General features: G+C 68.6%; 25 protein-coding genes. 15 read left to right on the top strand and 10 right to left on the bottom strand.

Annotation, left to right across the window (positions count from 1 at the left end; genetic code table 11):
- Positions 1-20 precede the first annotated feature (20 nt).
- Positions 21-2,450 (bottom strand): transglycosylase/D,D-transpeptidase PonA2, encoded by a 2,430-nt coding sequence (gene ponA2, locus QGN30_RS00525; protein ID WP_248923350.1) that lies wholly within the window; start codon positions 2,448-2,450, stop codon positions 21-23.
- A 352-nt stretch (positions 2,451-2,802) separates the two neighbouring features.
- On the opposite strand from ponA2, the gene QGN30_RS00520 reads away from it, so the two are divergent.
- Positions 2,803-3,153, top strand: coding sequence for a WhiB family transcriptional regulator (locus tag QGN30_RS00520; RefSeq protein ID WP_008263340.1), 351 nt, complete (start codon positions 2,803-2,805; stop codon positions 3,151-3,153).
- A 12-nt stretch (positions 3,154-3,165) separates the two neighbouring features.
- Here the strand turns inward: QGN30_RS00520 and QGN30_RS00515 are convergent, their stop codons facing one another.
- Together QGN30_RS00515 and QGN30_RS00510 are read right to left on the bottom strand one after the other, a co-directional pair.
- Positions 3,166-4,296: an ArsA family ATPase gene (locus QGN30_RS00515; protein ID WP_008263342.1), complete on the bottom strand. Its 1,131-nt coding sequence runs from the start codon at positions 4,294-4,296 to the stop codon at positions 3,166-3,168.
- Positions 4,293-5,312, bottom strand: coding sequence for an ArsA-related P-loop ATPase (locus QGN30_RS00510; RefSeq protein WP_008263344.1), 1,020 nt, complete (start codon positions 5,310-5,312; stop codon positions 4,293-4,295). The genes QGN30_RS00515 and QGN30_RS00510 overlap by 4 nt, the downstream gene beginning before the upstream one ends.
- A 63-nt stretch (positions 5,313-5,375) precedes the next feature.
- Here QGN30_RS00510 and QGN30_RS00505 point away from each other — a divergent pair, with 63 nt between their 5' ends.
- From QGN30_RS00505 to QGN30_RS00495, 3 genes are read left to right on the top strand one after another with little or no spacing between them, the layout of a single operon-like run.
- Positions 5,376-5,537, top strand: a complete 162-nt coding sequence (locus QGN30_RS00505) for a DUF4177 domain-containing protein (protein WP_008263345.1) — start codon at positions 5,376-5,378, stop codon at positions 5,535-5,537.
- Between the two features lie 2 nt (positions 5,538-5,539).
- Positions 5,540-6,007, top strand: a complete 468-nt coding sequence (locus QGN30_RS00500) for a RidA family protein (RefSeq protein ID WP_008263347.1) — start codon at positions 5,540-5,542, stop codon at positions 6,005-6,007.
- 5 nt (positions 6,008-6,012) lie between these two features.
- Positions 6,013-6,804 carry an MBL fold metallo-hydrolase gene (locus QGN30_RS00495; protein WP_008263349.1) on the top strand — a complete coding sequence of 264 codons (792 nt, stop codon included), beginning with the start codon at positions 6,013-6,015 and terminating at the stop codon, positions 6,802-6,804.
- 220 nt (positions 6,805-7,024) lie between these two features.
- Here QGN30_RS00495 and crp read toward each other — a convergent pair whose 3' ends face one another.
- Together crp and QGN30_RS00485 are read right to left on the bottom strand one after the other, a co-directional pair.
- The gene (gene crp / locus QGN30_RS00490; RefSeq protein ID WP_007772229.1) at positions 7,025-7,699 is read right to left on the bottom strand and encodes a cAMP-activated global transcriptional regulator CRP; all 675 of its coding nucleotides are present in this window, start codon (positions 7,697-7,699) and stop codon (positions 7,025-7,027) included.
- A 103-nt stretch (positions 7,700-7,802) separates the two neighbouring features.
- Complete coding sequence (locus QGN30_RS00485) at positions 7,803-8,183, bottom strand: hypothetical protein (protein ID WP_372456574.1); 381 nt, start codon at positions 8,181-8,183, stop codon at positions 7,803-7,805.
- Positions 8,184-8,371: 188 nt separating this feature from the next.
- On the opposite strand from QGN30_RS00485, the gene nth reads away from it, so the two are divergent.
- From nth to marP, 4 genes are read left to right on the top strand one after another with little or no spacing between them, the layout of a single operon-like run.
- Positions 8,372-9,052, top strand: a complete 681-nt coding sequence (nth, locus tag QGN30_RS00480; RefSeq protein ID WP_225331464.1) for an endonuclease III — start codon at positions 8,372-8,374, stop codon at positions 9,050-9,052.
- A 19-nt stretch (positions 9,053-9,071) separates the two neighbouring features.
- Complete coding sequence (locus QGN30_RS00475) at positions 9,072-9,719, top strand: TlpA family protein disulfide reductase (RefSeq protein ID WP_014378945.1); 648 nt, start codon at positions 9,072-9,074, stop codon at positions 9,717-9,719.
- A gap of 29 nt (positions 9,720-9,748) precedes the next feature.
- Positions 9,749-10,567: an NUDIX hydrolase gene (locus tag QGN30_RS00470; RefSeq protein ID WP_065501261.1), complete on the top strand. Its 819-nt coding sequence runs from the start codon at positions 9,749-9,751 to the stop codon at positions 10,565-10,567.
- 11 nt (positions 10,568-10,578) lie between these two features.
- Positions 10,579-11,772, top strand: a complete 1,194-nt coding sequence (gene marP, locus QGN30_RS00465) for an acid resistance serine protease MarP (protein ID WP_008263368.1) — start codon at positions 10,579-10,581, stop codon at positions 11,770-11,772.
- Here marP and QGN30_RS00460 read toward each other — a convergent pair.
- Positions 11,765-12,736, bottom strand: coding sequence for an alpha/beta fold hydrolase (locus QGN30_RS00460; RefSeq protein ID WP_248923351.1), 972 nt, complete (start codon positions 12,734-12,736; stop codon positions 11,765-11,767). The genes marP and QGN30_RS00460 overlap by 8 nt on opposite strands.
- A complete protein-coding gene (locus QGN30_RS00455; protein WP_009954800.1) occupies positions 12,737-13,255 on the bottom strand; it encodes a phage holin family protein in 519 nt (172 codons plus the stop codon).
- Between the two features lie 237 nt (positions 13,256-13,492).
- Between QGN30_RS00455 and QGN30_RS00450 the strand changes: the two genes are divergently transcribed.
- Positions 13,493-14,191, top strand: a complete 699-nt coding sequence (locus tag QGN30_RS00450) for a peptidase (RefSeq protein WP_020188338.1) — start codon at positions 13,493-13,495, stop codon at positions 14,189-14,191.
- A 10-nt stretch (positions 14,192-14,201) separates the two neighbouring features.
- Here the strand turns inward: QGN30_RS00450 and acs are convergent, their stop codons facing one another.
- Positions 14,202-16,157 (bottom strand): acetate--CoA ligase, encoded by a 1,956-nt coding sequence (acs, locus tag QGN30_RS00445; RefSeq protein ID WP_248923352.1) that lies wholly within the window; start codon positions 16,155-16,157, stop codon positions 14,202-14,204.
- Between the two features lie 313 nt (positions 16,158-16,470).
- On the opposite strand from acs, the gene QGN30_RS00440 reads away from it, so the two are divergent.
- The gene (locus QGN30_RS00440) at positions 16,471-17,013 is read left to right on the top strand and encodes a DUF4232 domain-containing protein (RefSeq protein ID WP_170320642.1); all 543 of its coding nucleotides are present in this window, start codon (positions 16,471-16,473) and stop codon (positions 17,011-17,013) included.
- Between the two features lie 5 nt (positions 17,014-17,018).
- Here QGN30_RS00440 and QGN30_RS00435 read toward each other — a convergent pair whose 3' ends face one another.
- On the bottom strand, positions 17,019-17,840 hold the full coding sequence (locus tag QGN30_RS00435) for an LppU/SCO3897 family protein (protein WP_009954807.1): 822 nt from the start codon (positions 17,838-17,840) through the stop codon (positions 17,019-17,021).
- A gap of 84 nt (positions 17,841-17,924) precedes the next feature.
- Between QGN30_RS00435 and QGN30_RS00430 the strand changes: the two genes are divergently transcribed.
- The 5 genes from QGN30_RS00430 to QGN30_RS00410 are packed head-to-tail and all read left to right on the top strand — an operon-like array spanning position 17,925 to position 23,750.
- Positions 17,925-19,553 carry a peptide ABC transporter substrate-binding protein gene (locus tag QGN30_RS00430; protein ID WP_179293399.1) on the top strand — a complete coding sequence of 543 codons (1,629 nt, stop codon included), beginning with the start codon at positions 17,925-17,927 and terminating at the stop codon, positions 19,551-19,553.
- 1 nt (position 19,554) lies between these two features.
- On the top strand, positions 19,555-20,481 hold the full coding sequence (locus QGN30_RS00425) for an ABC transporter permease (RefSeq protein ID WP_009954812.1): 927 nt from the start codon (positions 19,555-19,557) through the stop codon (positions 20,479-20,481).
- Positions 20,474-21,349, top strand: a complete 876-nt coding sequence (locus QGN30_RS00420; RefSeq protein WP_009954813.1) for an ABC transporter permease — start codon at positions 20,474-20,476, stop codon at positions 21,347-21,349. Before QGN30_RS00425 ends, QGN30_RS00420 begins: the two co-directional genes overlap by 8 nt.
- Entirely contained in the window at positions 21,346-22,965 is a 1,620-nt protein-coding gene (locus QGN30_RS00415; RefSeq protein WP_248923353.1) for a dipeptide ABC transporter ATP-binding protein, read from the top strand. The genes QGN30_RS00420 and QGN30_RS00415 overlap by 4 nt, the downstream gene beginning before the upstream one ends.
- Before the next feature lie 26 nt (positions 22,966-22,991).
- Positions 22,992-23,750: a hypothetical protein gene (locus tag QGN30_RS00410; protein ID WP_009954815.1), complete on the top strand. Its 759-nt coding sequence runs from the start codon at positions 22,992-22,994 to the stop codon at positions 23,748-23,750.
- Positions 23,751-24,196: 446 nt separating this feature from the next.
- Here the strand turns inward: QGN30_RS00410 and QGN30_RS00405 are convergent, their stop codons facing one another.
- On the bottom strand, positions 24,197-25,054 hold the full coding sequence (locus QGN30_RS00405) for an HAD-IB family hydrolase (protein ID WP_008263396.1): 858 nt from the start codon (positions 25,052-25,054) through the stop codon (positions 24,197-24,199).
- Positions 25,055-25,216 lie beyond the last annotated feature (162 nt).

Genomic DNA, 25,216 nt, shown 5'->3' with positions numbered 1-25,216 from the left:
GCGTCACGACGCAATCAGATTTACGGCGGCGGCGCACCGGGCGGGGCCGGCGGTGGCGGCGCCATCAACGGGATGGTGATCGGCGGCAGCCCCGGAATCTCGACGACCTGCGAGCCGACCGGCACCGGCGCCCCTTCGGGCGGCGGCGGGGCGGGCGGGATGCCGTTGCTGACCTGAATGGTGATGATCGAGCCCGGAATCGTCGCGCCGCTCGGTGTCGTGCCGACCACCTCGCCCTGCTTCGCGCTGCTGTTGACGAAGTTGTTCTGGTCGGCGACCTGGAAGCCGGCCTCCTTGATGCGCGCGCGTGCCGCGTCGATGTCCAGGCCCGCCACGCTCGGCACCCGCGACCCGGGGGAGCCGTCGACGTAGCGCGGGTCGGTGGGCGGCAGTTGCACCGGGCCGAAGTTGGTGGCGATCGGTTTCATCGCGGTGAACCACGTGCGCGCGGGCTCGTTACCGCCGTAGAGGTCGCCCTCGCCGCAGTGCCGCAACGGGGACGAACACAAGTCCGTGGGGTTGGTGGAGTCGTCGTAGATGTAGTTGGCCGCCGCGTAGTGGTTGGTGAATCCGACGAAGCCCGAGGAGCGGTGGGCTTCGGTGGTGCCCGTCTTACCGGACATCGGCAGGTCCCAGCCCGCCGCGCCGGCCGAACCGGACGCCGTGCCGCCGCCCAACGCGTCCTTGCTCATCGCGTTGGCCAGTGTGTTGGCCAGCCCCTCGGGGACCACCTGATCGCAGGTCTCGGTCGTCACCGCGACTTCGTTGCCCTTGCGGTCGACCACCTTGTCGATCGGGTTCGGCGGGCACCAGGTGCCGCCCGAGGCGAGCGTGGCCGCGACGTTGGACAGCTCCAGCGCGTTCACCTCGATCGGGCCCAGGGTGAACGATCCGATGTTCTGCCGTTTGACGAAGTCGGCGAGGCTCTCGTTGCTGTCGGGGTTGTAGTCGCGGGCGGTGCCGGGGTCGGCGTAGGACCGCAGCCCGAGTTTGATCGCCATGTCCACCGTGCGCGTCACCCCGACCTGCTGGATCAGCTTGGCGAACGCGGTGTTGGGTGAGGTGGCCAACGCGTCGGTCACGTTCATCGACCCGCGGTAGTTACCGGCGTTGACCACGCACCAGTTGTCCTTCGGGCAGCCCTTGGCCCCGCCGCTACCCATGCCCTTGGCCTGGAACCGGCCGGGCACCTCGAGGGTGGCGTTGATGCCCATCCCCATGTCCAGGGCCGCGGCCGTGGTGAAGATCTTGAAGACGGATCCCGCGCCGTCGCCGACCAGGGAGAAGGGTTGCGGGCGCATGGTCTGACCGGCGTCGACGTCCAGCCCGTAGGTGCGGTTGCTGGCCATCGCCATCACCTTGTGCGACGTCTTGCCGGGCTGGATCACGCTCATCACGCTCGAGATGCCCGGCAGCGTCGGGCTGGCGAACTTGTCGATGGCCGCCTTGACCGGCAGCTGCACGTCCGGGTCCAACGTCGTCTTGATCAGATAGCCGCCCCGGGCCACCTGTTCCTTGCTGATCCCGGCCCGGGAGAGGTACTCCTGCACGTAGTCGCAGAAGAACGCCCGATCGCCCGCCGCGATGCAGCCGCGGGGCAACTCGTTGGGCTGCGGCAGGATGCCCAGCGGCGCGGCCTTGGCGGCCTGCAGCGCCTCGGCCTCCTGCGGGATGTTCTCGATCATGGTGTCCAGCACCAGGTTCCGCCGCGCGAGAGCGCCCTCGGGGTTGGTGTACGGGTTGAGCGCGCTGGTCGATTGCACCATGCCCGCCAGCAGCGCCGCCTGCTGCCAGTTCAGGTCGGAGGCGTTGATGCCGAAGTAGGTCTGGGCGGCGTCCTGCACGCCGAACGAGTTGTTGCCGAACGAGACCAGGTTCAGATACCGCGTCAGGATCTCGGGCTTGGTGAAGGTCTTGTCCAGCGTCAGCGCCATCCGGATCTCGCGCAGCTTGCGCGCCGGGGTGGTTTCCACCGCCGCGCGCTTCTCCGCGTCGGTCTTCGCGGTGACCAGCAGCTGGTAGTTCTTGATGTACTGCTGCTCGATGGTCGACCCGCCGCGCGTGTCCACGTCACCGCGCGCGTAGCCCGCCAGCCCGGTCAGGGTGCCCTTCCAGTCCACCCCGTTGTGGTCGGCGAACCGCTTGTCCTCGATGGAGACGATCGCCAGCTTCATCGTGTTGGCGATCTTGTCGCTGGGCACCTCGAACCGGCGCTGCGAATACAGCCACGCGATGGTGTTGCCCTTGGCGTCGACCATCGTCGTCACCGCCGGCACCTCGCCCTCGAGCAGCTGCGCGGAGCCGTTGGCGACCACTTCGGAGGCCCGATTGGACACCAGCCCTATGCCGCCGGCGACGGGAAACAGGAGCGCGGTGGCGACGACGCTGGCCAACAAACAGAACCCCGCGAGCTTCAAGATCGTGAGCGCGGCCGGGGGGCGGTCTGACATGGGTACTACAGTAGCGGCCCCCAGTCACGCCGCCACGCTGCAACTTCGCCCAAAAATTTCGGCGCCCGGGCCCCTCGGGTGCGCACCGAGAATTTGCGATTGCGTCACAGGTCAGACGGGTAGCCCAGTGTGCAAGATCACTTTCCCGCCGGATTTTTTGGACGAGACGGCACGCTCGTCCCAAAAAAAGCGTTATCGGACTGTTGCGCAATTGGCACCTGACCACCTAACTTAGACACACGGTGAGATTCAGGTAACACCGATGTACATGGTGAGGCGTAGATCGCAGGGTTGGATCTGCACCCAAGGAGGGCGGCCGTGACGGGCGGCCGGTAGGGAAAGGGAACGATTCGTGTCACCAATACGGCCGGCGGCGCGTAGGACAAACATCGCAGCCGCACAAGGTGTACTCCGCAGCGTCGATGCTGAAGAACGGATCGCTTGGGTCTCGAAGGCGCTCTGCCGCACGACCGATCCCGACGAACTGTTTGTCCGTGGCGCGGCCCAGCGCAAGGCGGCAGTGATCTGCCGGCACTGCCCGGTGATGCAGGAATGCGCGGCAGACGCGCTGGACAACAAGGTCGAGTTCGGGGTGTGGGGCGGCATGACCGAGCGGCAACGCCGCGCGCTGCTCAAGCAGCACCCCGAGGTGGTGTCCTGGGCGGACTTCTTCGACAAGAGCAGAAGCCGCACCGCGGGCTGACCGAGTGGGGCCCTAGGCGACCGACGTGATCTGGTCGGCGAGGGCCCGCAGCGCTTCCAGATCCGACACGTCAAACGGCAGCGAAGGAACGCCGATGACCGGCACGTGCGGATTGGCTCCGGTGAATCGGGAGAGCAATCTGACTTCCCGCTTGGCGGTCTGCGCGCGGTCGGCATGAATCCGCAGCACGGCCGCGGCCAGCGACGCGGCTTCGGAATCGGTGTCGTGCTCCAGCATCTCGGTGGCGTCGATCGCCCGCTCGGCCGGTAGCGAGCACAACGTCGGATGCGTGCGGTTCAAGACCAGCCCGGCGAGCGGCATGCCTTCCTGCGACAGCCGGTCGACGAAGAAGGACGCCTCGCGCAACGCGTCGGGCTCGGCCGCCGACACCACGACGAATTGCGTGCCACGCCTTTTCAGCAGCGCGTACGTGCGGTCCGCCTTTTCCCGGAAGCCGCCGAAGGTGGCGTCCAGCGATTGCACGAACGCGGCGGCGTCGCCGAGCATCTGTGAGCCCAGGATGGTCGACATTGCCTTCATGGCCAAACCCATTGCGCCGGTGACCAACCGGCCGATGCCGCGGCCCGGCGCCAGCAGCAGCCGCCACAACCGGCTGTCCATGAAGCTGCCCAGCCGCTTCGGCGCGTCCAGGAAGTCCAGCGCGTTGCGCGACGGCGGGGTGTCGACGACCACCAGGTCCCAGCGATCCTCGGCCAGCAGCTGGCCCAGCTTCTCCATCGCCATGTATTCCTGCGTGCCCGCAAGCGAACTGGCGACGGTCTGATAGAACTGGTTGTCCAGAATCGCTTGTGCGCGACCGGGTCCGGAGTATTGGACCACCATTTCGTCGAAGGTGCGACGCATGTCGAGCATCATCGCGTGCAGCTCGCCTTCAACCTCCGCCGCCAGCGGGACGCGCTGCGGCGTGTTGCCGAGGTCGTTGACCCCCAGCGCCTGGGCCAGCCGCTTGGCCGGATCGATCGTCAAGACGCAGACGTTGCGGCCGTATTCGGCGGCGCGCAGGGCGATCGCGGCCGCGGTGGTCGTCTTGCCCACGCCGCCCGCGCCGCAGCACACCACCACCCGGTTCGACGTGTCGGCCAGGATAGCGGCCATATCAAGCGGTTTCGGCGTGGTGCTCATCGAACTCCCTGCTGTGCAAGCGATTCCGACAGTTCGTAAAGGCTGCCCAAATCGACCCCGTCGGAGATCGCCGGAAGTTGCAGCCGCGGGACCTTCAGCGCGTCGAGCTGTTGCGCGATCTCGGAGCGGGTGGCGATCACGGTCGCGTGCTCGATGGTCTCGGTCAACAGGCCGGCGAAGTCGTTGTCGTTCAACGTGATTCCGGACTTTTCCAGCCCGGCCCGCACCGAGTCGGCGTCGACGTCCCCCTCGGCGGCCTTCGCCAGATCGGCCGGTTGCAGGTAGGAGGGGATGTTGCGGTTGACGATCACGCTGCCGATCGGCAGCTGCATGTCGGCGAGCTCCTCGATGGCCTCGAGCGTTTCCTGGACGGGCAGCGCCTCCAGCAGGGTGACCAGGTGAATGGCGGTCTGCTCGGAGTGCAGCAGCTTCACGACGCCGTCGGCCTGCGAGTGCACGGGGCCGCCCTTGGCCAGATCGGAGACGGCCTTGGTGACATCGAGAAACCGCGCGATCCGGCCCGTCGGGGGCGCGTCGACGACGATCGCGTCATACACCGGGAGCCGGTTCTTGTCGACGCGGATCACCGTCTCTTTGATCTTCCCGGTGAGCAGCACGTCGCGCAGGCCGGGCGCGATGGTCGTCGCGAACTCGATCGCACCGATGCGGCGCATCGCGCGGCCCGCGATGCCCAGGTTGTAGAACATGTCGAGGTATTCCAGGAATGCGGCCTCGATGTCGATCGCCAGGGCGTTGACCTGACCGCCGCGTTCGGCGGTCGCGATCTTCACCTCCTGATAGGGCAGGGGTGGGACGTCGAAGAGTTGCGCAATCCCTTGGCGGCCCTCGACTTCCACGAGGAGGACTTTGCGGCCGCCGGCCGCCAGCGTGAGCGCCAGCGCCGCCGCGATCGTCGACTTGCCGGTACCGCCTTTGCCGGTCACAAAATGCAAGCGGGCCTTGGTCAGGCGCGCCGGCCAGCCGACGGCGCTGCCGCCGCTCGAAGTGGTTGCCACCTTCGCATGCTAGCCCGGCCGGGCTGGCCGGAGCGGTTCACCTCCGACCGATAAGCTCGCCGCATGAGCCAACCGACCGCCTGGGAGTACGTCACCGTCCCGTTGCTGACGCACGCCACCAAACAGATCCTCGACCAGTGGGGCGCCGACGGCTGGGAGCTGGTGTCCGTGCTGAACGGCCCGACCGGCGAACAGCACGTCGCCTACCTCAAGCGCCCCAAGTAGAGATGAGCGCCCAGCCTTCCTGGAAGGCCCGACTGGCCGAGCTCGATCTCGCGCTGCCGGAGGTGGTCGCGCCCCTGGCCTCTTATGTGCCGGCGGTGCGCACGGGCGACCTGGTCTACACCGCCGGCCAGCTGCCGATGCGGGCCGGGAAGCTGGCGGGCACCGGCAAGCTCGGCGCGGAGGTCACCCCGGACGAGGGCAAGGCGCTGGCGCGGATCTGCGCGCTCAACGCGTTGGCGGCGGTCGATTCCCTGGTGGGCATCGACTCGGTGACCCGAGTGGTGAAGGTGGTCGGCTTCGTCGCATCGGCTCCCGGGTTCAACGGCCAGCCCAGCGTCATCAACGGCGCCTCCGACCTGCTCGGCGAGGTCTTCGGCGACCGGGGCGCGCACGCGCGCTCGGCGGTCGGCGTCTCCGAGCTGCCACTGGACGCGCCGGTGGAAGTGGAGCTGATCGTCGAGGTCGGCTGACGGTCGTGACCGAGGTTGCCGAGCCGCCGACTCACCCCGCATACGGCAGGTTGCGGGCGGTCACCGACACGGTCTCGGTCCTGTTGGCCGACAACCCGGGCCTGATGACGCTGGAGGGCACCAACACCTGGGTGCTGCGCGGGCCGCGGAGCGACGAGCTGGTCATCGTGGATCCCGGCCCCGACGACGACGAGCACATCGCGCGGGTCGCCGCGCTGGGGCGCATCGGTTTGGTGCTGATCAGCCACCGGCACGGCGACCACACCGACGGCATCGACAAGCTCGTCGAGCGCACCGGCGCGACGGTCCGGTCGGCGGGCAGTGGCTTTCTGCGTGGGCTGGGCGGCGAGCTGGTCGACGGCGAGGTCATCGATGCGGCCGGACTCAGGATCAAGGTCATGGCCACCCCCGGCCACACCGCCGATTCGCTGTCCTTCGTCCTCGACGATGCCGTGCTGACCGCCGATACGATCCTGGGCCGCGGCACCACGGTGATGGACTCCGAAGACGGCAGTCTCACCGACTATTTGGAATCGCTGCACCGGTTGCGGGGGCTGGGCCGCCGCGCCGTGCTGCCCGGGCACGGGCCGGAGCTGTCCGACCTGGAGGCCGTCGCGCGCGGATACATTGCGCACCGGCATGAGCGGCTGGAGCAGGTGCGATCCGCGCTGCGCGAGCTCGGCGAGGACGCGGGGGCCCGCCAGATCGTCGAGCACGTCTACGTCGACGTCGACGAGAAGCTGTGGGATGCCGCCGAATGGTCGGTGCAGGTGCAGCTGAACCACCTGCGCGGCTAGCGCGGAGTCGCCCGGCGAGCGTTCGCGAGCGTAACGCCATTGCGAATTGAGCGCCGCAAATTGCAGCCACGAAGCGCTCGCAGACCAGGATTGCGCGCGCGCTTCGCGCGCGCTTACCTCGCTCGGGGTGGGATTCTCGCTCGGTCGCGCCCGCGTTACGCCCGCGCTACCTCGCTCGGGGTGGGATTCTCGCTCGGTTGCGCCCGCGCTTCGCGCGCGCTTACCTCGCTCGGCGCGCGAGCCTCTCGGAGTCGGAGATCAGCACGCTCTTGCCCTCGAGGCGGATCCAGCCGCGGTGGGCGAAGTCGGCCAGCGCCTTGTTCACCGTCTCGCGGGAAGCCCCCACCAGCTGGGCGATCTCCTCCTGCGTCAGGTCGTGGGTGACCCGCATGGCGCCACCTTCCTGGGTGCCGAAACGCTGGGCGAGCTGCAGCAGCTGCTTGGCCACCCGGCCGGGCACGTCGGTGAAGATGAGGTCGGCCAGGTTGTTGTTGGTGCGGCGCAGCCGTCGGGCCAGCACCCGCAACAACTGCTCGGCGATCTCGGGGCGATCGGCGATCCACGCCCGCAGCGCGTCGCGGTCCATCGACACCGCACGCACCTCGGTGATGGTGGTGGCGCTGGAAGTCCGCGGACCCGGGTCGAAGATCGACAATTCGCCGAACATGTCCGACGGGCCCATGATCGTCAGCAGGTTCTCGCGTCCATCGGGCGAGCGGCGACCGATCTTCACCTTCCCCGCGACGATGATGTAGAGCCGATCCCCCGGTTCCCCCTCAGCGAAGACTGTGTGTCCGCGGGGGAAGTCGACGGGTTGCAGCTGCTTGGTCAGCGCCGTGACCGCGCCGGGCTCAACCCCTTGGAAGATTCCTGCCCTTGCCAGGATCTCGTCCACGTTGCCTCTTCAACTTTCCCAGAAAATTAATGTATACGGGCAGGCTGATCCCTTGCTCGCGTGACGAGTCTAGAGGAACGCCATTGTGTCTAACGTGCCAACGCTACACACGATTGGCGTGTCGAGGTGCCCTAAATTGCGGATTGACGTGCGAATGGCCGTGGATTCGCGTCGGCAGGGTCATCTCGTCGCGGTCGACGAAGCCGACGGCGAATGACGGCGCGGCGTGGCGCGGCCCGTCGTTGCGCGCCGTCAACGCGGGGCCGGGCAGCTGCCGGGCCTCGCGTCGATGCAGGTATTCGAGCGCCTCGGGCATACCCTCGGAGGCCAGCGTGCGCATGTCGACACCGCCGGCGCGTTCGAAAAATTCGTCGACATCGGCCACCGCCAGGGGGGCACGGGTGAGCTCTGATTCGAGCCGCCCCAGACCCAGCGCCGCGAGCATCAGCAGCACCGGAACCCCGGCCACCAGCAACCATGACACACGAAGAGTAAACATGGCCTTGCATCAACACGAGGTCTCGGCGAGATCACGAAATCAGTACTCTGTCGTAGGTGACAGTGGCAAAGTCGTCCGGGCGTTCGAAGTCGACGCCGGCCCAGCCCGATGGCGTCGACGCGGGGCGCTGGTCGCAGGAATCCCGAGTGGCCCTGGTGCGGCGGGCGCGGCGGATGAATCGTGCGCTGGCACAAGCGTTTCCCGATGCGCACTGCGAGCTTGACTTCACCACGCCGCTGGAACTGACCGTCGCCACCATCCTGTCCGCGCAGAGCACCGACAAGCGGGTCAATCTGACGACGCCGGCGCTGTTCAAGCGGTATCCGTCGGCGCTGGATTACGCCCAAGCCGACCGCGCCGAACTGGAAAACCTGATCCGCCCGACCGGGTTCTTCCGCAATAAGGCGTCCTCGCTGATCGGGCTGGGGCAGGCCCTGGTCGAACGGTTCGACGGCGAGGTGCCGCCGACGATGGCCGAACTGGTCACCCTGCCCGGCGTGGGCCGCAAGACCGCCAACGTCATCCTGGGCAACGCCTTCGGGATCCCCGGCATCACCGTCGACACCCATTTCGCGCGGCTCGTGCACCGCTGGCGCTGGACCGCGGACAAGGACCCGGTCAAAATCGAGCACTCGGTCGGCGAGCTCATCGAGCGCAGCGAGTGGACGATGCTGAGCCACCGGGTGATCTTCCACGGCCGCCGGGTGTGCCACGCGCGCAAACCCGCATGCGGCGTCTGCCTGATCGCCAAGGATTGCCCTTCCTTCGGACTGGGTCCCACCGAGGCGCCGCTGGCCGCGCCGCTGGTGAAGGGCCCGGAAACCGAGCACCTGCTGGCGCTGGCCGGGCTCTAAGCACCCGGGGCAGGAGACGTTGAGCCGGACGACCCGCTGGACCATCGCGATTCTGGCGGTGGTGGTGGCGCTGATCGCGGCGCTGGTGGCCCAGCTGCGCGACAACTCCGCCACGCCGGGGACGCCGGCGACCGATCGTGCGGCGGCGAACCGGGAACACCGCGACGCCGACACCCCCGCCGCGCTGGCGGGTCCGCGGCAACGCGCCGGCCTGCCGCCCTGTCCTGCCGCCGCAAGCGGTCCCGGTCCCGAGGCGCTGCGCGGCGTGACCGCCGAATGCGCCGCCGACGGTTCGGTTGTCGACGTCGCGCGCGCGGTCGCCGGGCGCCGGGTGGTCCTCAACTTGTGGGCATATTGGTGCGCGCCGTGCGCCGCGGAACTTCCCGCGATGGCCGAGTATCAACGACGGGTCGGTTCGGACGTGACGGTGGTGACGGTGCATCAAGACGAGAACGAGACCGCCGCGTTGCTGCGGCTGGCCGAGCTCGGCGTTCGGCTGCCGACGCTGCAGGACGGCCGGCGCCGGGTCGCGGCCGCGCTGCGGGTGGTAAATGTGATGCCCGCGACGGTGGTCCTGCGGCCGGACGGTAGCGTTGCGCAGACGCTGCCGCGCGCTTTCACCACTGCCGACGAGATCGCCGCGGCGATCGGAACCGACAGGGGATAAGCGGAAAAATTGAACCGACTGGAGGGGCCGTGAGTGCTGGGGGTTCGCCCCTGCGGAATGGGGACCCCGCCCCCGCGCGCGGGACCGTTCCGCTGACACCTGACGCCTGCCCGTCCTGGCTGCGTCCGCTGGTCGACCACGTCGACGACGTCCCGGACGCGGCCCGGCGCCGCCTGCCGGCCGACGTGCTGGCGATGATCACCACCAAGGCCGCGTCGGCGGTCACCACCCTGCGCGGAGCCGCCCGCGACGCCGCGGTCCTGGTGTTGTTCTCCGGCCCGCAATCCGGCCCGCCCGGTGGCGGGCCGCCCGACGACGCCGACCTGCTTGTCACCGTGCGGGCGTCGACCTTGCGCCACCACGCCGGCCAGGCGGCATTCCCCGGCGGCGCCGCCGATCCCACCGACGACGGCCCCGTGGCCACCGCCCTGCGCGAGGCCCACGAGGAAACCGGAATCGACGTCAGCAGGCTTCATCCCCTGGCCACCATGGAGCGGATGTTCATCGCGCCCTCGCAGTTTCACGTCGTGCCGGTGTTGGCGTACTCGCCGGACCCCGGTTCGGTGGCCGTCGTCAACGAGGCCGAGACGGCGATCGTCGCGCGAGTTCCGGTGCGCGCCTTCATCAATCCGGAAAACCGGTTGATGGTGTACCGCGGCGACCTCGGCCGCCGGTGGGCCGGCCCGGCGTTTCTGCTGAACGAGATGCTGGTCTGGGGATTCACTGGCCAGGTGATCTCCGCACTGCTCGACGTCGCCGGCTGGGCGCAGCCATGGGACACCACCGACGAGCGGGAGTTGGACGCGGCGATGGCGCTGGTCGGTGACCGGGGTGAACCCCGCCGATGAACATGAATTCGATGACCCCGTCGCAGTGGCTGGATATCGCAGTGCTGGCGGTCGCCTTCATCGCGGCGGTCTCGGGCTGGCGGTCCGGGGCGTTGGGGTCGCTGCTGTCGTTCGTGGGGGTGTTGCTCGGTGCCATCGCGGGGGTGTTGCTGGCGCCCCACCTTGTCAGCCACATCGCCGCGCCGCGCGCCAAATTGTTTGCGGCACTGTTCTTGATCCTCGCGCTCGTCGTCATCGGCGAGGTCGCCGGCGTGGTGTTGGGACGCGCCGTCCGGGGCGCGATCCGCAGCCGCTCGATCCGAACCCTCGACTCGGTGATCGGGGTTGGGGTGCAGCTCGTCGTGGTGCTGACGGCCGCGTGGCTGTTGGCGACGCCGCTGACCCAGTCGAAGGACCAGCCCGAGCTGGCCGCAGCGGTCCGGGGTTCGCGAGTGTTGGCTCAGGTCAACGAGGTAGCGCCGCCGTGGCTCAAGACGGTGCCCAAGCGGCTGTCCGCGCTGCTGAACACCTCCGGGTTGCCGGCGGTGTTGGAGCCGTTCAGCCGCACTCCGGTCATTCCGGTCGCCTCGCCCGACCCCGAGCTGGCCCGCAACCCGGTGGTGCAGGCCACCGCTCCGAGCGTGGTCAAGGTGCGCAGCCTGGCCCCCAGCTGCCAGAAGGTGTTGGAGGGCAGCGGATTCGTGATCGCGCCCGACCGGGTGATGACCAATGCGCACGTGGTGGCCGGCTCCAACAGCGTTCAGATCTACGCCAGCGGCAATCCCCTCGACGCTACCGTGGTGTCCTACGATCCGTCGGTCGACGTCGCGATCCTGGCGGTTCCCAACCTGCCGCCGCCACCGTTGCCGTTCGCGCAGACCGAGGCGAAGACGGGTGCCAGCGTCGTCGTGCTGGGGTATCCGGGCGGGGGCAACTTCACCGCGACCCCGGCCAGGATCCGGGAGCTGATCAAGTTGAGCGGGCCCGACATCTACCGGGACCCGGCGCCGGTCACCCGCGACGTCTACACGATCAGAGCCGGTGTGGAGCAAGGCAATTCGGGCGGACCGTTGATCGACCTCGACGGCCACGTGCTCGGGGTGGTGTTCGGCGCGGCCGTCGACGACCCCGACACCGGCTTTGTGCTGACCGCCGACGAGGTGGCCGGTCAGCTCGCCAAAATCGGTGACACCCAGACGGTGGGCACCGGGTCCTGCGTCAGTTGAGGCCCGCCCGGGAGCCGTGCACCTGTTCGAGGAACCTCATCAGGTGCCTGTTGACTTCCTCGGGGGCCTCTTCGTGGCTGAAATGCCCTGCGCCCGCGATGGATACATAGCGCCCCTGCGGCGCGTAACGTCGCGTCCGATCGACCGGGTCGGCCAGCACATAGGGATCCGCCTCACCGCGTAGGTGCAACAGCGGCACACTGAGCCGCTGGCACATCGATTTCATGAACCGCCTGCCTTCGTCGCGCAGCTGGCTGCGCGCCGCCCAGCGCTGGTATTCCAGCGCGCAGTGCGCGGCGCCCGGGATCTGTATCACCGTCCGCAGGTGGCCGATGGTCTCGGAAAAGTCCTCGGATGCAAGCCATTTCGCGCAGCTGCGGCTTCGGACCAGCCGTTCGATCTCGGCCGCGTCGTCGCGGGTCAGCAGGCGCTCGGGCCACAACGGCACCTGGTAGGGGAGCAGGGTCTGCAACAGCGCATAACCCTGGTCGCGCCGCGTCAGCGTGGAGCGCCGCAATGCCGCCGGGTGCGGCGAGCTGATCAGCGCGATGGCCGACACCAGCCGCGAATGCAGCAGCGCGGTGGCCCAGCAGGCCAACCCGCCGTCGGCGTGGCCGACCAACGTCGCCGAGGAGTGCCCCAGCGCCCGGATGAGCCCGGCCGTGTCCCCGGCCAGCGTCCACCCGTCGTAGCCACGGGGCGGCTTGTCGCTGCCGCCGTAGCCGCGCAGGTCGACGGCGACCACGCGGGCGCCGGTCAGGCCGCGCAGCTGATGACGCCAGGACCACCAGAACGAGCCGAATCCGTGCAACAGCATCACCAACGGCCGCGCCGTCGGCGGCAGTCCACCGGCGTCGCGGGCGCTAACGGCCTCGACGACGTGAAAGCGGATGCCGTTGGCGTGCACATCCAGGTGGCGCCACGGCCCGTCGATGCGGGTTACCGACGGATCGGGCGGCGGCATCTACCCACCCGAGGGATCGGCGGCGGCGTCGCGCTTCGCGTGCCTGCCGTGGCTCCCGGTGAGTTGCTTGTCATGCCCCGGGGTGAGCGCGGTGCGGGTCTCCTTGACCGATTCGATCGTCTCGCGCGGCCCCCGAATCCGGCGGACCTTGAGGAAGCCCAGCAGGGCCAGCACGGCGCCGACCACCACCATGATCCCGAAGACGATCAGGTACGCCACCCAGCGCCACAGCCAGGTGTCGAGCAGTTCGGCGACGAAGAAGAAGAAAAAGAAGGTGGAGTAAAACAGCACCACCAGCGCGGCGATGAAGAAGACGCTACCGGTGAGGCCCTTTTTGACGTCGCGGGTAATTTCGGCGCGGGCCAGTTCGACTTCGGCGCGCACCAGCGTGGAGACCTGGGTCGTCGCGTCCTTGATCAGGTCGCCGATCGACGACTCGGCGGGCTTGGCGTGCGGGTCGGTCAACGGGATCGTGGTCAGCGTGCTGGGCACGCCGTTCTTGCCATCGGCTTTGCTCACAGACCGTCCTCTTTCGTCGTCGCCAGGCTCGCTGTCGTCGCGGTTTATGTTGCCATGTGGCGCCTGGACAGGAGAAGGCAGACGAGGCCAGCCGAACCCCGTGACCGCCCGGTGGCCAGTTGGGTTCGGCCAGAACGCGGTCCGCACAGACGCGCGGCAGGAGCGAACCTGGCTGCCCGGCCGATTACACTCGTCCACGCCGGTCGCGATGTCCGGCCGACCGATGGGAGTGAGGCTGTGCGGAGGGCGCACCGGTGCTTCTTGGTGGCGATGGTTTCCCTGCTGGTGGCCGTGCTCGGTTCGCATGCCCACGCCGCCGCCGCTGATGTCAGGATCCCGCTGGGGGGCGGCGCGGGCATTGTTGTCAACGGCGACACCATGTGCACGCTGACCACCATCGGCGGGGACGCCGCGGGTGAGCTCATCGGTTTCACCTCCGCGCACTGCGGGGGTCCGGGCGCTCAGGTCGCCGCCGAGGGCGCGGAAAACGCGGGCGTCTTGGGCACCATGGTCGCCGGCAACGACAACCTCGACTACGCGGTGATCAAGTTCGATCCGGCCAAGGTGACCCCGGTGGCGAACTTCAACGGCTTTTTGATCAGCGGCATCGGTCCGGACCCGGCCTTCGGTGAGATCGCCTGCAAACAGGGGCGCACCACCGGCAATTCGTGCGGCGTCACCTGGGGGGCGGGCCAGACGCCGGGCACCATCGTGATGCAGGTCTGCGGCCAGCCCGGCGATTCCGGCGCGCCGGTGACCGTCAACAACGAACTGGTCGGGATGATCCACGGCGCGTTCAGCGACAACCTGCCGACGTGCATCGTCAAGTACATCCCGTTGCACACCCCGGCGGTGGTCCAGTCCTTCAACGCGATCCTGGGCGACATCAACGCCAAGCACCGCCCCGGTGCGGGGTTCAGCCCGCTGCCGGCCTGATCGTCACCGGCTATTTCGCCGCCCTGATCGCGTCGAACACGCCGGGATCGAGCAGCGTTGACGTGTCGCCCAATTCGCGGTTTTCGGCGATGTCCCGCAACAGCCTGCGCATGATCTTGCCGCTGCGGGTCTTGGGTAGCTCGGGCACCACGTGCACCTCGCGCGGGCGTGCGATGGGGGAGATCTCCCGGGCCACCTCGACGCGCAGGTCGTCGACGATCCCGTCATGCACTTCGAAATCCGCGCACAAGACGACGAACGCGCAGATGGCCTGGCCGGTCGTCTCGTCGGTCGCGCCGACCACCGCCGCCTCGGCCACCGCGGCGTGGCCGACCAGCGCCGACTCCACCTCGGCCGTGGAGAGCCGATGCCCCGACACATTCATCACGTCGTCGATGCGGCCGACCACCCAGATGTCGCCGTCGGTGTCGTAATAGGCGCTGTCACCGGCGAAATACCAGCCTTGCTCGGCGAATCGGGACCAGTAGGTCTCGACATAACGTTGCGGATCTCCCCAAATGCCGCGCAGCATCGACGGCCACGGCTGGTCCAGCACCAGGTAGCCGGTGACGTGCTCGCCCTTGTCCTCGCCCGGTGGGGGCAGCTCCTCGCCGTGGTCGTCGACGATCTTCGCCGAGACACCCGGCAGCGGCCGCATCGCCGAACCCGGTTTGGCCGCAGCGATTCCGGGCAACGGGGAGATCATCGTGGCGCCGGTCTCGGTCTGCCACCAGGTGTCGACGATCGGAAGGCTGTCGGCGCCGATCACCTTGCGGTACCAGCGCCATGCTTCGGGGTTGATCGGCTCGCCGACCGACCCCAGCAGCCGCAAGCTGGTCAGGTCGTGCGCGTCGGGAACCTCACGGCCCCACTTCATGAACGTGCGGATCAGCGTGGGCGCGGTGTAATAGATTGTCACGCCGTACTTTTCGATGATCTCGAAATGCCGGTGCTGCGACGGGCTGTCGGGTGTGCCTTCGTAGAGAACCTCGGTGACGCCGTTGGCCAGCGGGCCGTAGACGCCGTAGGTGTGTCCGGTGACCCAGCCGATGTCGGCGGTGCACCAGAACACGTCGCTGTCGGCCTTGATGTCGAAGACGTAGTAGTGCGTGTAGGCGGCGTGGGTCAGGTAGCCGCCGCTGGTGTGCACGATGCCCTTGGGCTTGCCGGTGGTTCCCGAGGTGTACAGCAGGAACAACGGTTGTTCGGCGTCGAACGGTTGCGGGGTGTGTTCGGGGGAGGCTGCGTCGACGACGTCGTGCCACCACAGATCGCGGTCGTCGTTCCAGGACACGTCAATTCCGGTGCGCCGCACCACAACAACGTGCTCGATGGGGCTGTCCGGGTCCGAGACCGCCTCGTCGGCGGCGTCCTTGAGGGGCGCGGGCTTGCCGCGGCGGAACTGCCCGTCGCTGGTGATCAGCAGCTTGGCGTCGGCGTCGGCGATGCGGGCCTGCAGCGCTTTGGCGGTGAAGCCGGCGAACACGACGCTGTGCATGATGCCGAGGCGCGCGCAGGCCAGCATCGCGATCACGGCCTCCGGGATCAGCGGCAGGTAGATGGCGACGCGGTCACCGGCCACCAGGCCGAGATCGGTCAGCGCGTTGGCGGCCTTGCAGACCTCGGTTTGCAGCTGCGAGTAGGTCAGGCTGCGGTGGTCACCGACGGGCTCGCCCTCCCAATGGATTGCGACCCGATCCCCGTGGCCGGCCTCCACGTGGCGGTCCACGCAGTTGTATGCGACGTTGAGCTTGCCGTCGCCGAACCATTTGGCGAACGGCGCGTCAGACCAGTCCAGCACTTCGGTGAACGGCGTCGCCCAGGACAACCGGTTGGCCTGCTCGGCCCAAAAGGCCAGCCGGTCCCGCTCGGCGTCGCGGTACAGCTCCTCGCCCGCGTTGGCTTGTTCGGCGAATCGCGCCGACGGGGGATACGACGAGGGGCCCGCAGAGTTGGTGGCGGTCACTGGCTTCTCTCCTGTGTCGAGGCTGCGCCGTTCGGTGGCGAGCCTAGCCCGGCGACGGCGAGCGCCGCATGGCGCGAGTGAGGAGCCGGGCAATCGGGCCTAGCCCGGCGACGGCGAGCGCCGCATGGCGCGAGTGAGGAGCCGGGCAATCGGGCCTAGCCCGGCGTCGGCGAGCGCCGCATGGCGCGAGTGAGGAGCCGGGCAATCGGGGCTAGCGGTGTGCGGCCCGGCCGTCTGCGGCGTAGCTGTGCGAGCGGGAATTGCGCGGCCGAATCCGGGGTCAAAGGGTGCCCTCGGGGCGGATAATCACCGTGTGCCGGGTCATGGGCGGAGCATCCGCCGACTAGCCCCCAGCTTTGCCGCGGCCGCAACGACTTACGCCGCCGCCACAGTGCTGGGGTGGCCCGCATCGGCCATGCCGGCCGACACCGTCGACGCGCCGACACCGTGCTGGTCGGACCAGATCGCCGTATCCGCCTCCCCGACGGAGGGTGCGGTGGGGCACCGCGCGGTGACCCTGATCTTCACCCTCGCCGGCGGCGCGGAGCCCTGCACCATCGCCGGATACGCCGGGGTCGACTCCGGCGCCGGCGGTCCATTGGTGCACGCCCGGCCCACCCCGCGCGGATATCTGGGCGGCCTGCCGGCCGGCGTCAACGTCGCGCCCGCCGTCATCCTGTCCATCTCGACCCAGGGCCAGGCGATCGTCGAGGGCATCGCCGTCGACGGCGAGGGAAAGCCGTGCCCCACCTACACGGACCTGCTCGTCAATCCGCCCGGCACCACCAACGTCGTGACGGTGTCGGCCACCATCGAGGCCTGCGAGTTGCAGGTGCATCCCGTCACCGCGGTCTGAGCGACTCAGCCGGCCCTGGCCAGGCAGTAGACCCGCGCGGGGCTGGGGTAGGAATTCGCCTCAGTCCCTGCAGGGCACTGGGTTTCGTCCACGCTGCCGTCGATGCGCTTGAAAACCTTGAACGTGGCTAAGCGCGGGTTGTCACAGTCGGCCGGCGTCCAGGTGGCCGTCGTGGTGGGATCCGTCTGCAGGTAACAGTGCCCTTCGATGAGGTTGGCGATGAAACACAACGTGTGGGCGTTGTTGGTGAGGCGTGAATAGACGGAGCCATCGCGCTTGCCGTCCGGGCAGGTCGCCGTCGGTCCCTCGTCGGCGGCGAGCTCGAACGTCGCAACGGGGTTGGCGCAGTCAGACGGTGACTTCAACGAACCCATGCGCACCTCGAACTCCGAGAAGCACTGGCCGACCTTGGGCACCGCGGCCGAGCCCGACGTTGATGCCTGGCCGATGGTGTGCGATCCCCGCCGGTCGTCGTGCGACGCGAACCGGGCGATTTTCCCCAGAATGGCCAGGCCGCTCAGCGCCAGCAGGACGGCGCCGACGGCGATCAGCGCGGTGCCCGACTTCCCCGCCGCCGGCCGTGGCGGGTAGCCCGGATACGGCGGCGGGGTCGGGTACGGGCCCGGATATCCGGGCGGGGGCGGCGGATAGGGATAGCCGGGGTGATAGGGCGGCGGGAGCGGCGGGGTCTGCCGACGGGCGCGGGAGCGCCGCCCAAGTCCGATGATGAGAAGCGTCAACCCCGTCGCCGGAAGCCCGAGCAAGAACATCAGCCGGCCGACCAGCACGGCGGGGGATTCGTCGAGGGCCAGGTACGCGACGACCACCCGAGGATTCTAGGTCGTAGACGCGGCCACGGCACTTCACCGCCCGCGCGACTTCAGGCCCTAGGGTCGGGTGTCATGCGTGCGATGCGGACCCCGCCGGCCTTGCTGGCCCCGGTCGTCGCCGCGATGCTCGTGGTTGCTTCGCTGGCCGGATGCGGCGGCGGTGTGCTGAGCCCGGATCTGGTGGTGGTCAACGGCGGCGAACCGCCCAACCCGCTGATCCCCACCGGCACCAATGACAGCCAAGGCGGGCGAATCCTCGACCGGCTCTTCGCCGGGCTGATGTCCTACGATGCCACCGGCCATCCGTCGCCCGAGGTCGCCCAGTCGATCGACACCACCGACAACGTCAACTACCGCGTCGTCCTCAAACCCGGCTGGACGTTCACCGACGGATCGCCGGTGACGGCCCATTCGTTCGTCGACGCCTGGAACTATGGGGCGCTGAGCACCAATGGCCAACTGCAGCAAAGCTTCTTCAGCCCGATCGACGGATTCGACGCGGTCGCCGGCCTCACCGGCGACGGCACGCCGACCGCCACCACGATGTCCGGGCTGCGGGTGATCAACGACCTGGAGTTCACCGTCCGGCTCAAGGCGCCGACCATCGACTTCAGGATGCGGTTGGGACACAGCGCCTTCTATCCGCTGCCGCGAGCCGCCTTTCGGGACATGAGCGCGTTCGGGCAGCACCCGATCGGCAACGGGCCGTACCAGCTCGCCGAGGGCCCCGACGGGCCGGCGTGGGAGCACAACGTCCGAATCGACTTGCGGCCCAACCCCGGATATCGCGGCAACCGCCGACCACACAACAAGGGCTTGAGGTTCGAGTTCTACGCCAACCTGGACACCGCCTACGCCGACCTGCTGTCGGGCAACCTCGACGTGCTGGACACCATCCCGCCCAGCGCCCTTCCGGTCTACAAGCGCGACCTCGGCGACAAGGTCACCAGCGGTCCGGCCGCGATAAACCTGAGCCTGGACACCCCGTTGCGGCTACCACACTTCGGCGGTGAGGAAGGACGGCTACGCCGTCTGGCGCTATCGGCCGCCATCAACCGGGCGCAGATCTCGCGGCAGATCTTCGTCGACACCCGCAGTCCCGCACGCGATTTCACCGCCCGATCGCTCCCGGGTTTCGACCCGAACATCGCCGGTAACGACGCGTTGGACTTCAATCCCGGGCGAGCGCGGCAGCTCTGGGCGCAAGCCGATGCGATCTCGGCGTGGAGCGGACGCTACGCGATCGCCTACAACGCCGATGCGGGACACCAGGACTGGGTGGACGCGGTGGCCAACAGCATCAAGAACGTGCTGGGCATCGACGCGGCCGGAGCGCCGCAGCCCACCTTCGCGGGCTTTCGCACCCAGATCACCAACCGCAGCATCGCCACCGCCTTCCGCGCCGGATGGCAGGGGGACTACCCGTCGATGATCGAATTCCTCGCGCCCCTTTTCGCCACCGGCGCGGGATCCAACGACGTCGGCTACTCCAGCCGGGAGTTCGACGCCGCGCTGGCGACCGCCGAAGCCGCGGCCGACATTGCGCAGGCCACCAGGCTGGCCAACGACGCCCAGCGAATCCTGTTCCACGACATGCCCGTTGTTCCGCTGTGGAACTACATCAGTGTCCTCGGATGGTCGGCTGAGGTCAGCAACGTCACGGTCACCTGGAACGGGCTGCCCGACTACGAGAACATCGTGAAGGCTTGAGATGGGTTGGTATATCGCGCGCCGGATCGCCGTCATGGTGCCCGTGTTCCTGGGCGCCACGTTGCTGATCTACGGCATGGTCTTCCTGCTGCCCGGCGACCCGTTGGCCGCGATCGCCGGCGATCGCCCGCTGACGCCGGCGGTCGCCGCGCAACTGCGGGCCCGCTATCACCTCGACGACCCGTTCATCGTGCAGTATCTGCGCTACCTCGGCGGCGTTCTGCATGGCGACCTGGGCCGCGCCTATTCCGGGCTACCTGTCAGCGACGTTCTCGCACATGCGTTTCCGGTCACCCTGCGGTTGTCGTTGATCGCGCTCGCGGTCGAGGCGGTGCTGGGCATCGGATTCGGGCTGATCGCGGGCCTGCGCGCGGGTGGCCTCTTCGATTCCACGGTGTTGATCACCGGCCTGGTCATCATCGCGATCCCCATCTTCGTGCTGGGATTCCTGGCGCAGTTCGTGTTCGGGGTCCGGCTGGGCATCGCCCCGGTGACCGTGGGGCAAAGAGCCACCTTCACCCGCCTCCTGTTACCCGGAATCGTGCTCGGCTCGGTGTCTTTCGCCTACGTGGTGCGGCTGACCCGGTCGGCGGTGGCCGCCAACGCGCACGCCGACTACGTGCGCACCGCCACCGCCAAGGGATTGTCGCGACCCCGCGTCGTGACGGTGCACATCCTGCGCAACTCGCTCATCCCGGTGGTGACGTTTCTGGGAGCGGACCTGGGTGCGCTGATGGGCGGGGCCATCGTGACCGAAGGCATCTTCAACATTCACGGGATCGGCGGTGTGCTCTATCAAGCCGTCACCCGGCAAGAGGCTCCCACCGTGGTCTCGATCGTGACCGTCCTGGTGCTGATCTACCTGCTCACCAATCTGATGGTCGACCTGCTGTACGCCGCGCTGGATCCCCGGATCCGTTATGGCTGAGCGGATCCCCGCACGGGGCGGATTCTGGCGCGACACCTGGCGGCGGCTGCACCGGCGCCCGAAGTTCATCGGTGCGGCCCTGCTGATCGCGTTCATCGTCGCCGTCGCGATGTTTCCGGCGCTGTTCACCACCGTCGACCCGACCTACGCCGACCCCGGTCAGAGCCTGCTGCCCGCGTCGCGCGCGCACTGGTTCGGCACCGACTTGCAGGGCCACGACGTGTACGCCCGCACCGTGTACGGCGCGCGCGCCTCGGTCACGGTGGGCCTGGGGGCCGCCGCGATCGTGTTCGTCGTGGGCGGTGCGCTGGGCGCGCTGGCCGGCTTCTACGGCGGCTGGATCGACGCGGTGGTCTCCCGCGTCACCGACGTGTTCTTCGGGCTGCCGTTGCTGCTGGCCGCCATCGTCCTCATGCAGGTCCTGCACCATCGCACCGTCTGGACGGTGATCGCGATCCTCGCGTTGTTCGGGTGGCCGCAGGTGGCCAGGATCGCGCGTGGTGCGGTGCTCGCGGTGCGCGCCAGCGACTACGTGCTCGCCGCTAAAGCGTTGGGGATGAGCAGGTTTCAGATCCTCCTGCGGCACGCGCTGCCCAACGCCTTGGGACCGGTCATCGCGGTGGCCACCATCGCCCTCGGCCTGTTCATCGTCACCGAGGCCACGTTGTCGTACCTCGGTGTGGGATTGCCGACGTCGGTGGTGTCGTGGGGCGGCGACATCAATCTCGCCCAGACGCGGCTGCGGGCCGGCTCACCCATCCTGTTCTATCCCGCCGGCGCCCTGGCCATGACCGTGCTGGCCTTCATGATGATGGGCGACGCGCTGCGCGATGCGCTGGATCCGGCGTCGAGGGCGTGGCGGGCATGAGCGCGGACGCCTCGCCACTGTTGTCGGTGGACGGCCTGGACGTCAGTTTCGGCGTCCAGACCGCGGTGCGCGGCCTGGACCTGTCGGTGTTGCCGGGGCAGACCGTCGCCGTCGTGGGCGAATCGGGATCGGGGAAATCCACCACCGCCGCCGCGATCCTCGGACTCCTTCCCCCCGGCGGGCGAATCACCGGCGGGCGCATCGTGTTCGACGGCGTCGACATCTCGGCCGCCGACCGCCGAGCGATGCGTGCGATCCGGGGCCGGCAGATCGGCTACATTCCGCAGGACCCGATGACCAACCTGAACCCGGTGTGGAAGGTCGGCTTTCAGATCAGGGAAGCGTTGCGGGCCAACACGTCCGACTCGCGCACCCGGCAGCGCGCGGTGGAACTGCTCGCCGCGGCGGGGATGCCGGACCCGGCGAAACAAGCCGGGCGCTACCCGCATCAGCTGTCCGGCGGCATGTGCCAGCGTGCGCTGATCGCGATCGGGTTGGCGGGCCGGCCGCGGTTGTTGATCGCCGACGAGCCGACCTCCGCGCTGGATGTCACGGTGCAGCGGCAGGTGCTCGATCACGTGCAGCGGCTCACCGCCGAACTGGGCACCGCGCTGCTGCTCATCACGCACGATCTGGCGCTGGCCGCCGAGCGCGCCGAGTCCGTCGTCGTCGTCCACCGGGGGACCGTCGTGGAATCCGGTGCGGCACGGGCGATCTTGCGGAGCCCGCAACACGAATACACGCGGCGGCTGGTCGCCGCCGCGCCGGCGCTGACGGTCCGGGGTGGCGCGCGGTCGCGTCCCGCAGCGGTGCGGCCGGACGACGCGGCCGACGACATCCTCGTCGCCTCCGGGTTGACCAAGATCTACCGCGAGCCCCGCGGTGTTCCGTGGCGGCGCAGCGAATCTCGCGCGGTCGACGCGGTGTCGTTTCGGCTGCGGCGGGGAAGCACACTGGCGATCGCCGGGGAGTCGGGGTCGGGTAAGTCCACCCTGGCGCGGATGGTGCTCGGCCTCCTGGCGCCCACGGCGGGCACGGTGGTGTTCGACGGCACCCGGATCGACGACGCGATGCCCCGGGACGCGCAGCTGGCTTTCCGCCGGCGGGTGCAGCCGGTGTTTCAAAACCCTTACAGCAGCCTGGATCCCATGTATTCGGTGTTTCGCGCCATCGAGGAGCCGTTGCGGATTCATCGGGTCGGCGACCGCAGGCAGCGCGCACAAGCGGTGCACCGCCTGGTCGACCAGGTGGCGCTGCCGTCGTCGGTGTTGGAACGCCTGCCCCGCGAACTGTCCGGCGGTCAACGCCAGCGCGTGGCGATCGCTCGAGCGCTGGCGTTGCGTCCCGCGGTGCTGGTCTGCGACGAGGCGGTCTCAGCCCTCGACGTCCTGGTCCAGGCGCAGATCCTCGATCTGCTGGCCGACCTGCAGACCGAACTGGGCCTGGCCTACCTGTTCATCAGCCATGACCTCGCGGTGATCCGGCAGATCGCGGACGACGTCTTGGTCATGCGCGCGGGCCGCGTGGTGGAGCAGGCGCCCACCGAGGAACTGTTCACTCGCCCCGGCCACGAGTACACGCGGCAGCTGTTGGATGCCATCCCGCACGCGCGGTGAATCCGGCGGAGATAGGTTGTCAAGCTGTGACGGCTGATCCTCTGGCGCCCCTGATGGAACTGCCCGGCGTCGCCGAGGCAAGCGACCGCGCCCGCGAGGCGCTGGGGCGCGCCCATCGCCACCGGGCCAACTTGCGCGGCTGGCCCGTGACCGCCGCCGAGGCCGCGCTGCGGGCGGCCCGCGCGTCGTCGGTCCTCGACGGTGGTCCCATCCGGCTCGAGGACCTCGCCGACGCCGGCAAGGTCAGCGATCCGGTGTTCGCGGGCGCGCTTCGGGTGGCGCAGGCGCTCGAGGGCGGCGAAGGCCCCGTCGTCGGCATCTGGCGGCGAGCACCCCTGCAGGCGCTTGCCCGCCTACACATGCTGGCCGCGGCCGACCAGGTCGACGCCGAGCATCTGGGTCGCCCGCGCGGCGATTCCGGCGTGGGTCCGCGGCTGGAGTTGTTGGCGGAGCTGGTGAACGGCCGCACCCAGGCGCCGGCCCCGGTGATCGCCGCGGTCGCGCACGGTGAGTTGTTGACGCTGAAGCCATTCGGCAGTTCCGACGGCGTGGTCGCGCGCGCGGTGTCGAGGTTGGTGACCATCGCCAGCGGGCTCGACCCGCACGGGTTGGGCGTGCCCGAGGTCAGCTGGATGCGCCAACCCGCGGCGTATCGCGACGCGGCACAGGGTTTCGCCGAGGGCACGCGCGAGGGCGTGGGCACGTGGCTGGTGCTGTGCTGCCGGGCGATGCAAGCCGGGGCGAAAGAGGCTCTGGCGATCGCCGACTCGATGTCGAATCGGTAGCTGGCGCAGTAGCCCGAACGCGGGGAAATCGGGCCCGGAAACGTGTAGAGCGGGCGACGTTCCGAATGATCGGTCCGCCGCCCGCTAGCACGGGACTCGGTTACCAAGCGTGCATTTCTGGGCTGCGTGGGTTGGCCTCGGCGATCTCGCGACGCTTCTGGCTGCAGCCCCACCCAAAGGGCCGTCGACGCTTCCGCTCTTCGCAATTACGCAGGCCCGCAACACTTCTGCCATTTTCGCGGCTATGACTCCGCGTGGGTGCCGGGCACCGTGCTGGGCGCCCGGGTCGGGAGATCGAACCTTCTCTTCCGGATCGACCTAGGCCTCACCGGGCTTCCGTGGTTCCTTTGTACTACTAGACCCCTAGCACAGCAAGAGCCAATTCGCGAAATGGCGCCGAATACGTTTTGTATTGCGCGTGTAACGCGTTTGCTGCCGCCGCCGGCTCAGAACGCGTAGCGGCGCAGCAGCGAATAGGTGACCGCGCCGGCGGCCAGCGCGCTGATGCCCACCGCGGCGGTGGTGGCGATCGCCGCGCCCGACGGGGCCGGGATGCGGTCGCGCAAGGACACCGGGCGGGAGAACGACATGACCGGCCAACCGCGCTCGAGGGCTTCCCTGCGCAACCCGCGGTCGGGATTGACGACGCTGGGGTGGCCGACCGACTCGAGCATCGGCAGGTCGGTGATCGAGTCGGAGTAGGCGTAGCAGTGTTCCAACGGATAGCCCTCGCGAGCGGCCAGCTCGCGGATCGCTTGGACCTTGCCCTCGCCGTAGCAGTAGAACGCGATCTCGCCGGTGTACCGGCCGTCCTCGACGACCATGCGGGTCGCCATCGCGTGGGTGGCGCCCAGGGCGCGGGCGATCGGCGCGACGATCTCCTCGCCGGAGGCCGACACGACCACGACGTCGCGCCCGCACAATTTGTGGGCGGCGATCAGATCGGCGGCCTCGGCGAACACCAACGGGGTCACGATGTCGTGCAGCGTCTCGTTGACGATCGACTTGACCTGTTCCACGTCCCAGCCGGTGCACATGTTGGTCATGTGCGCCCGCATCCGATCCATCTGGTCATGATCGGCACCGGAGAGCAGGTAGATGAACTGGGCGTAGCTGGACTTGAGCACGGCGCGGCGATTGAGCAGGCCCTGGGCGAAAAACGGTTTGCTGAAAGCCAGCGTGCTGGACTTCGCAATGATCGTCTTGTCCAGATCGAAGAAGGCCGCCGTGCGGGCGTGGGTAGTGGTGCCTGCCGCTGATTGCCCCGCGGCTGACTGCTCCGCAGCCGGGTCGAAGACGGTCACGGACCCAGCATAGGTCGGCGGTGACGTCGGGCCGCGATCCCGCACCGGAAATGGCCGCTCAGGGCCGTGCGAGGGTCGGGTGACGCCGTGTTTACGCGGCTCAAGGTCATTTTTCAGTAAATGATCTATTGCGTTATTGCGGACTGTCATGTGTATAGTAAG

Origin of the sequence: Mycobacterium sp. 3-98, assembly GCF_035918355.1 — a bacterium.
GTDB lineage: Bacteria > Actinomycetota > Actinomycetes > Mycobacteriales > Mycobacteriaceae > Mycobacterium > Mycobacterium intracellulare.
This window is presented reverse-complemented; position numbering and strand designations above follow the sequence as displayed.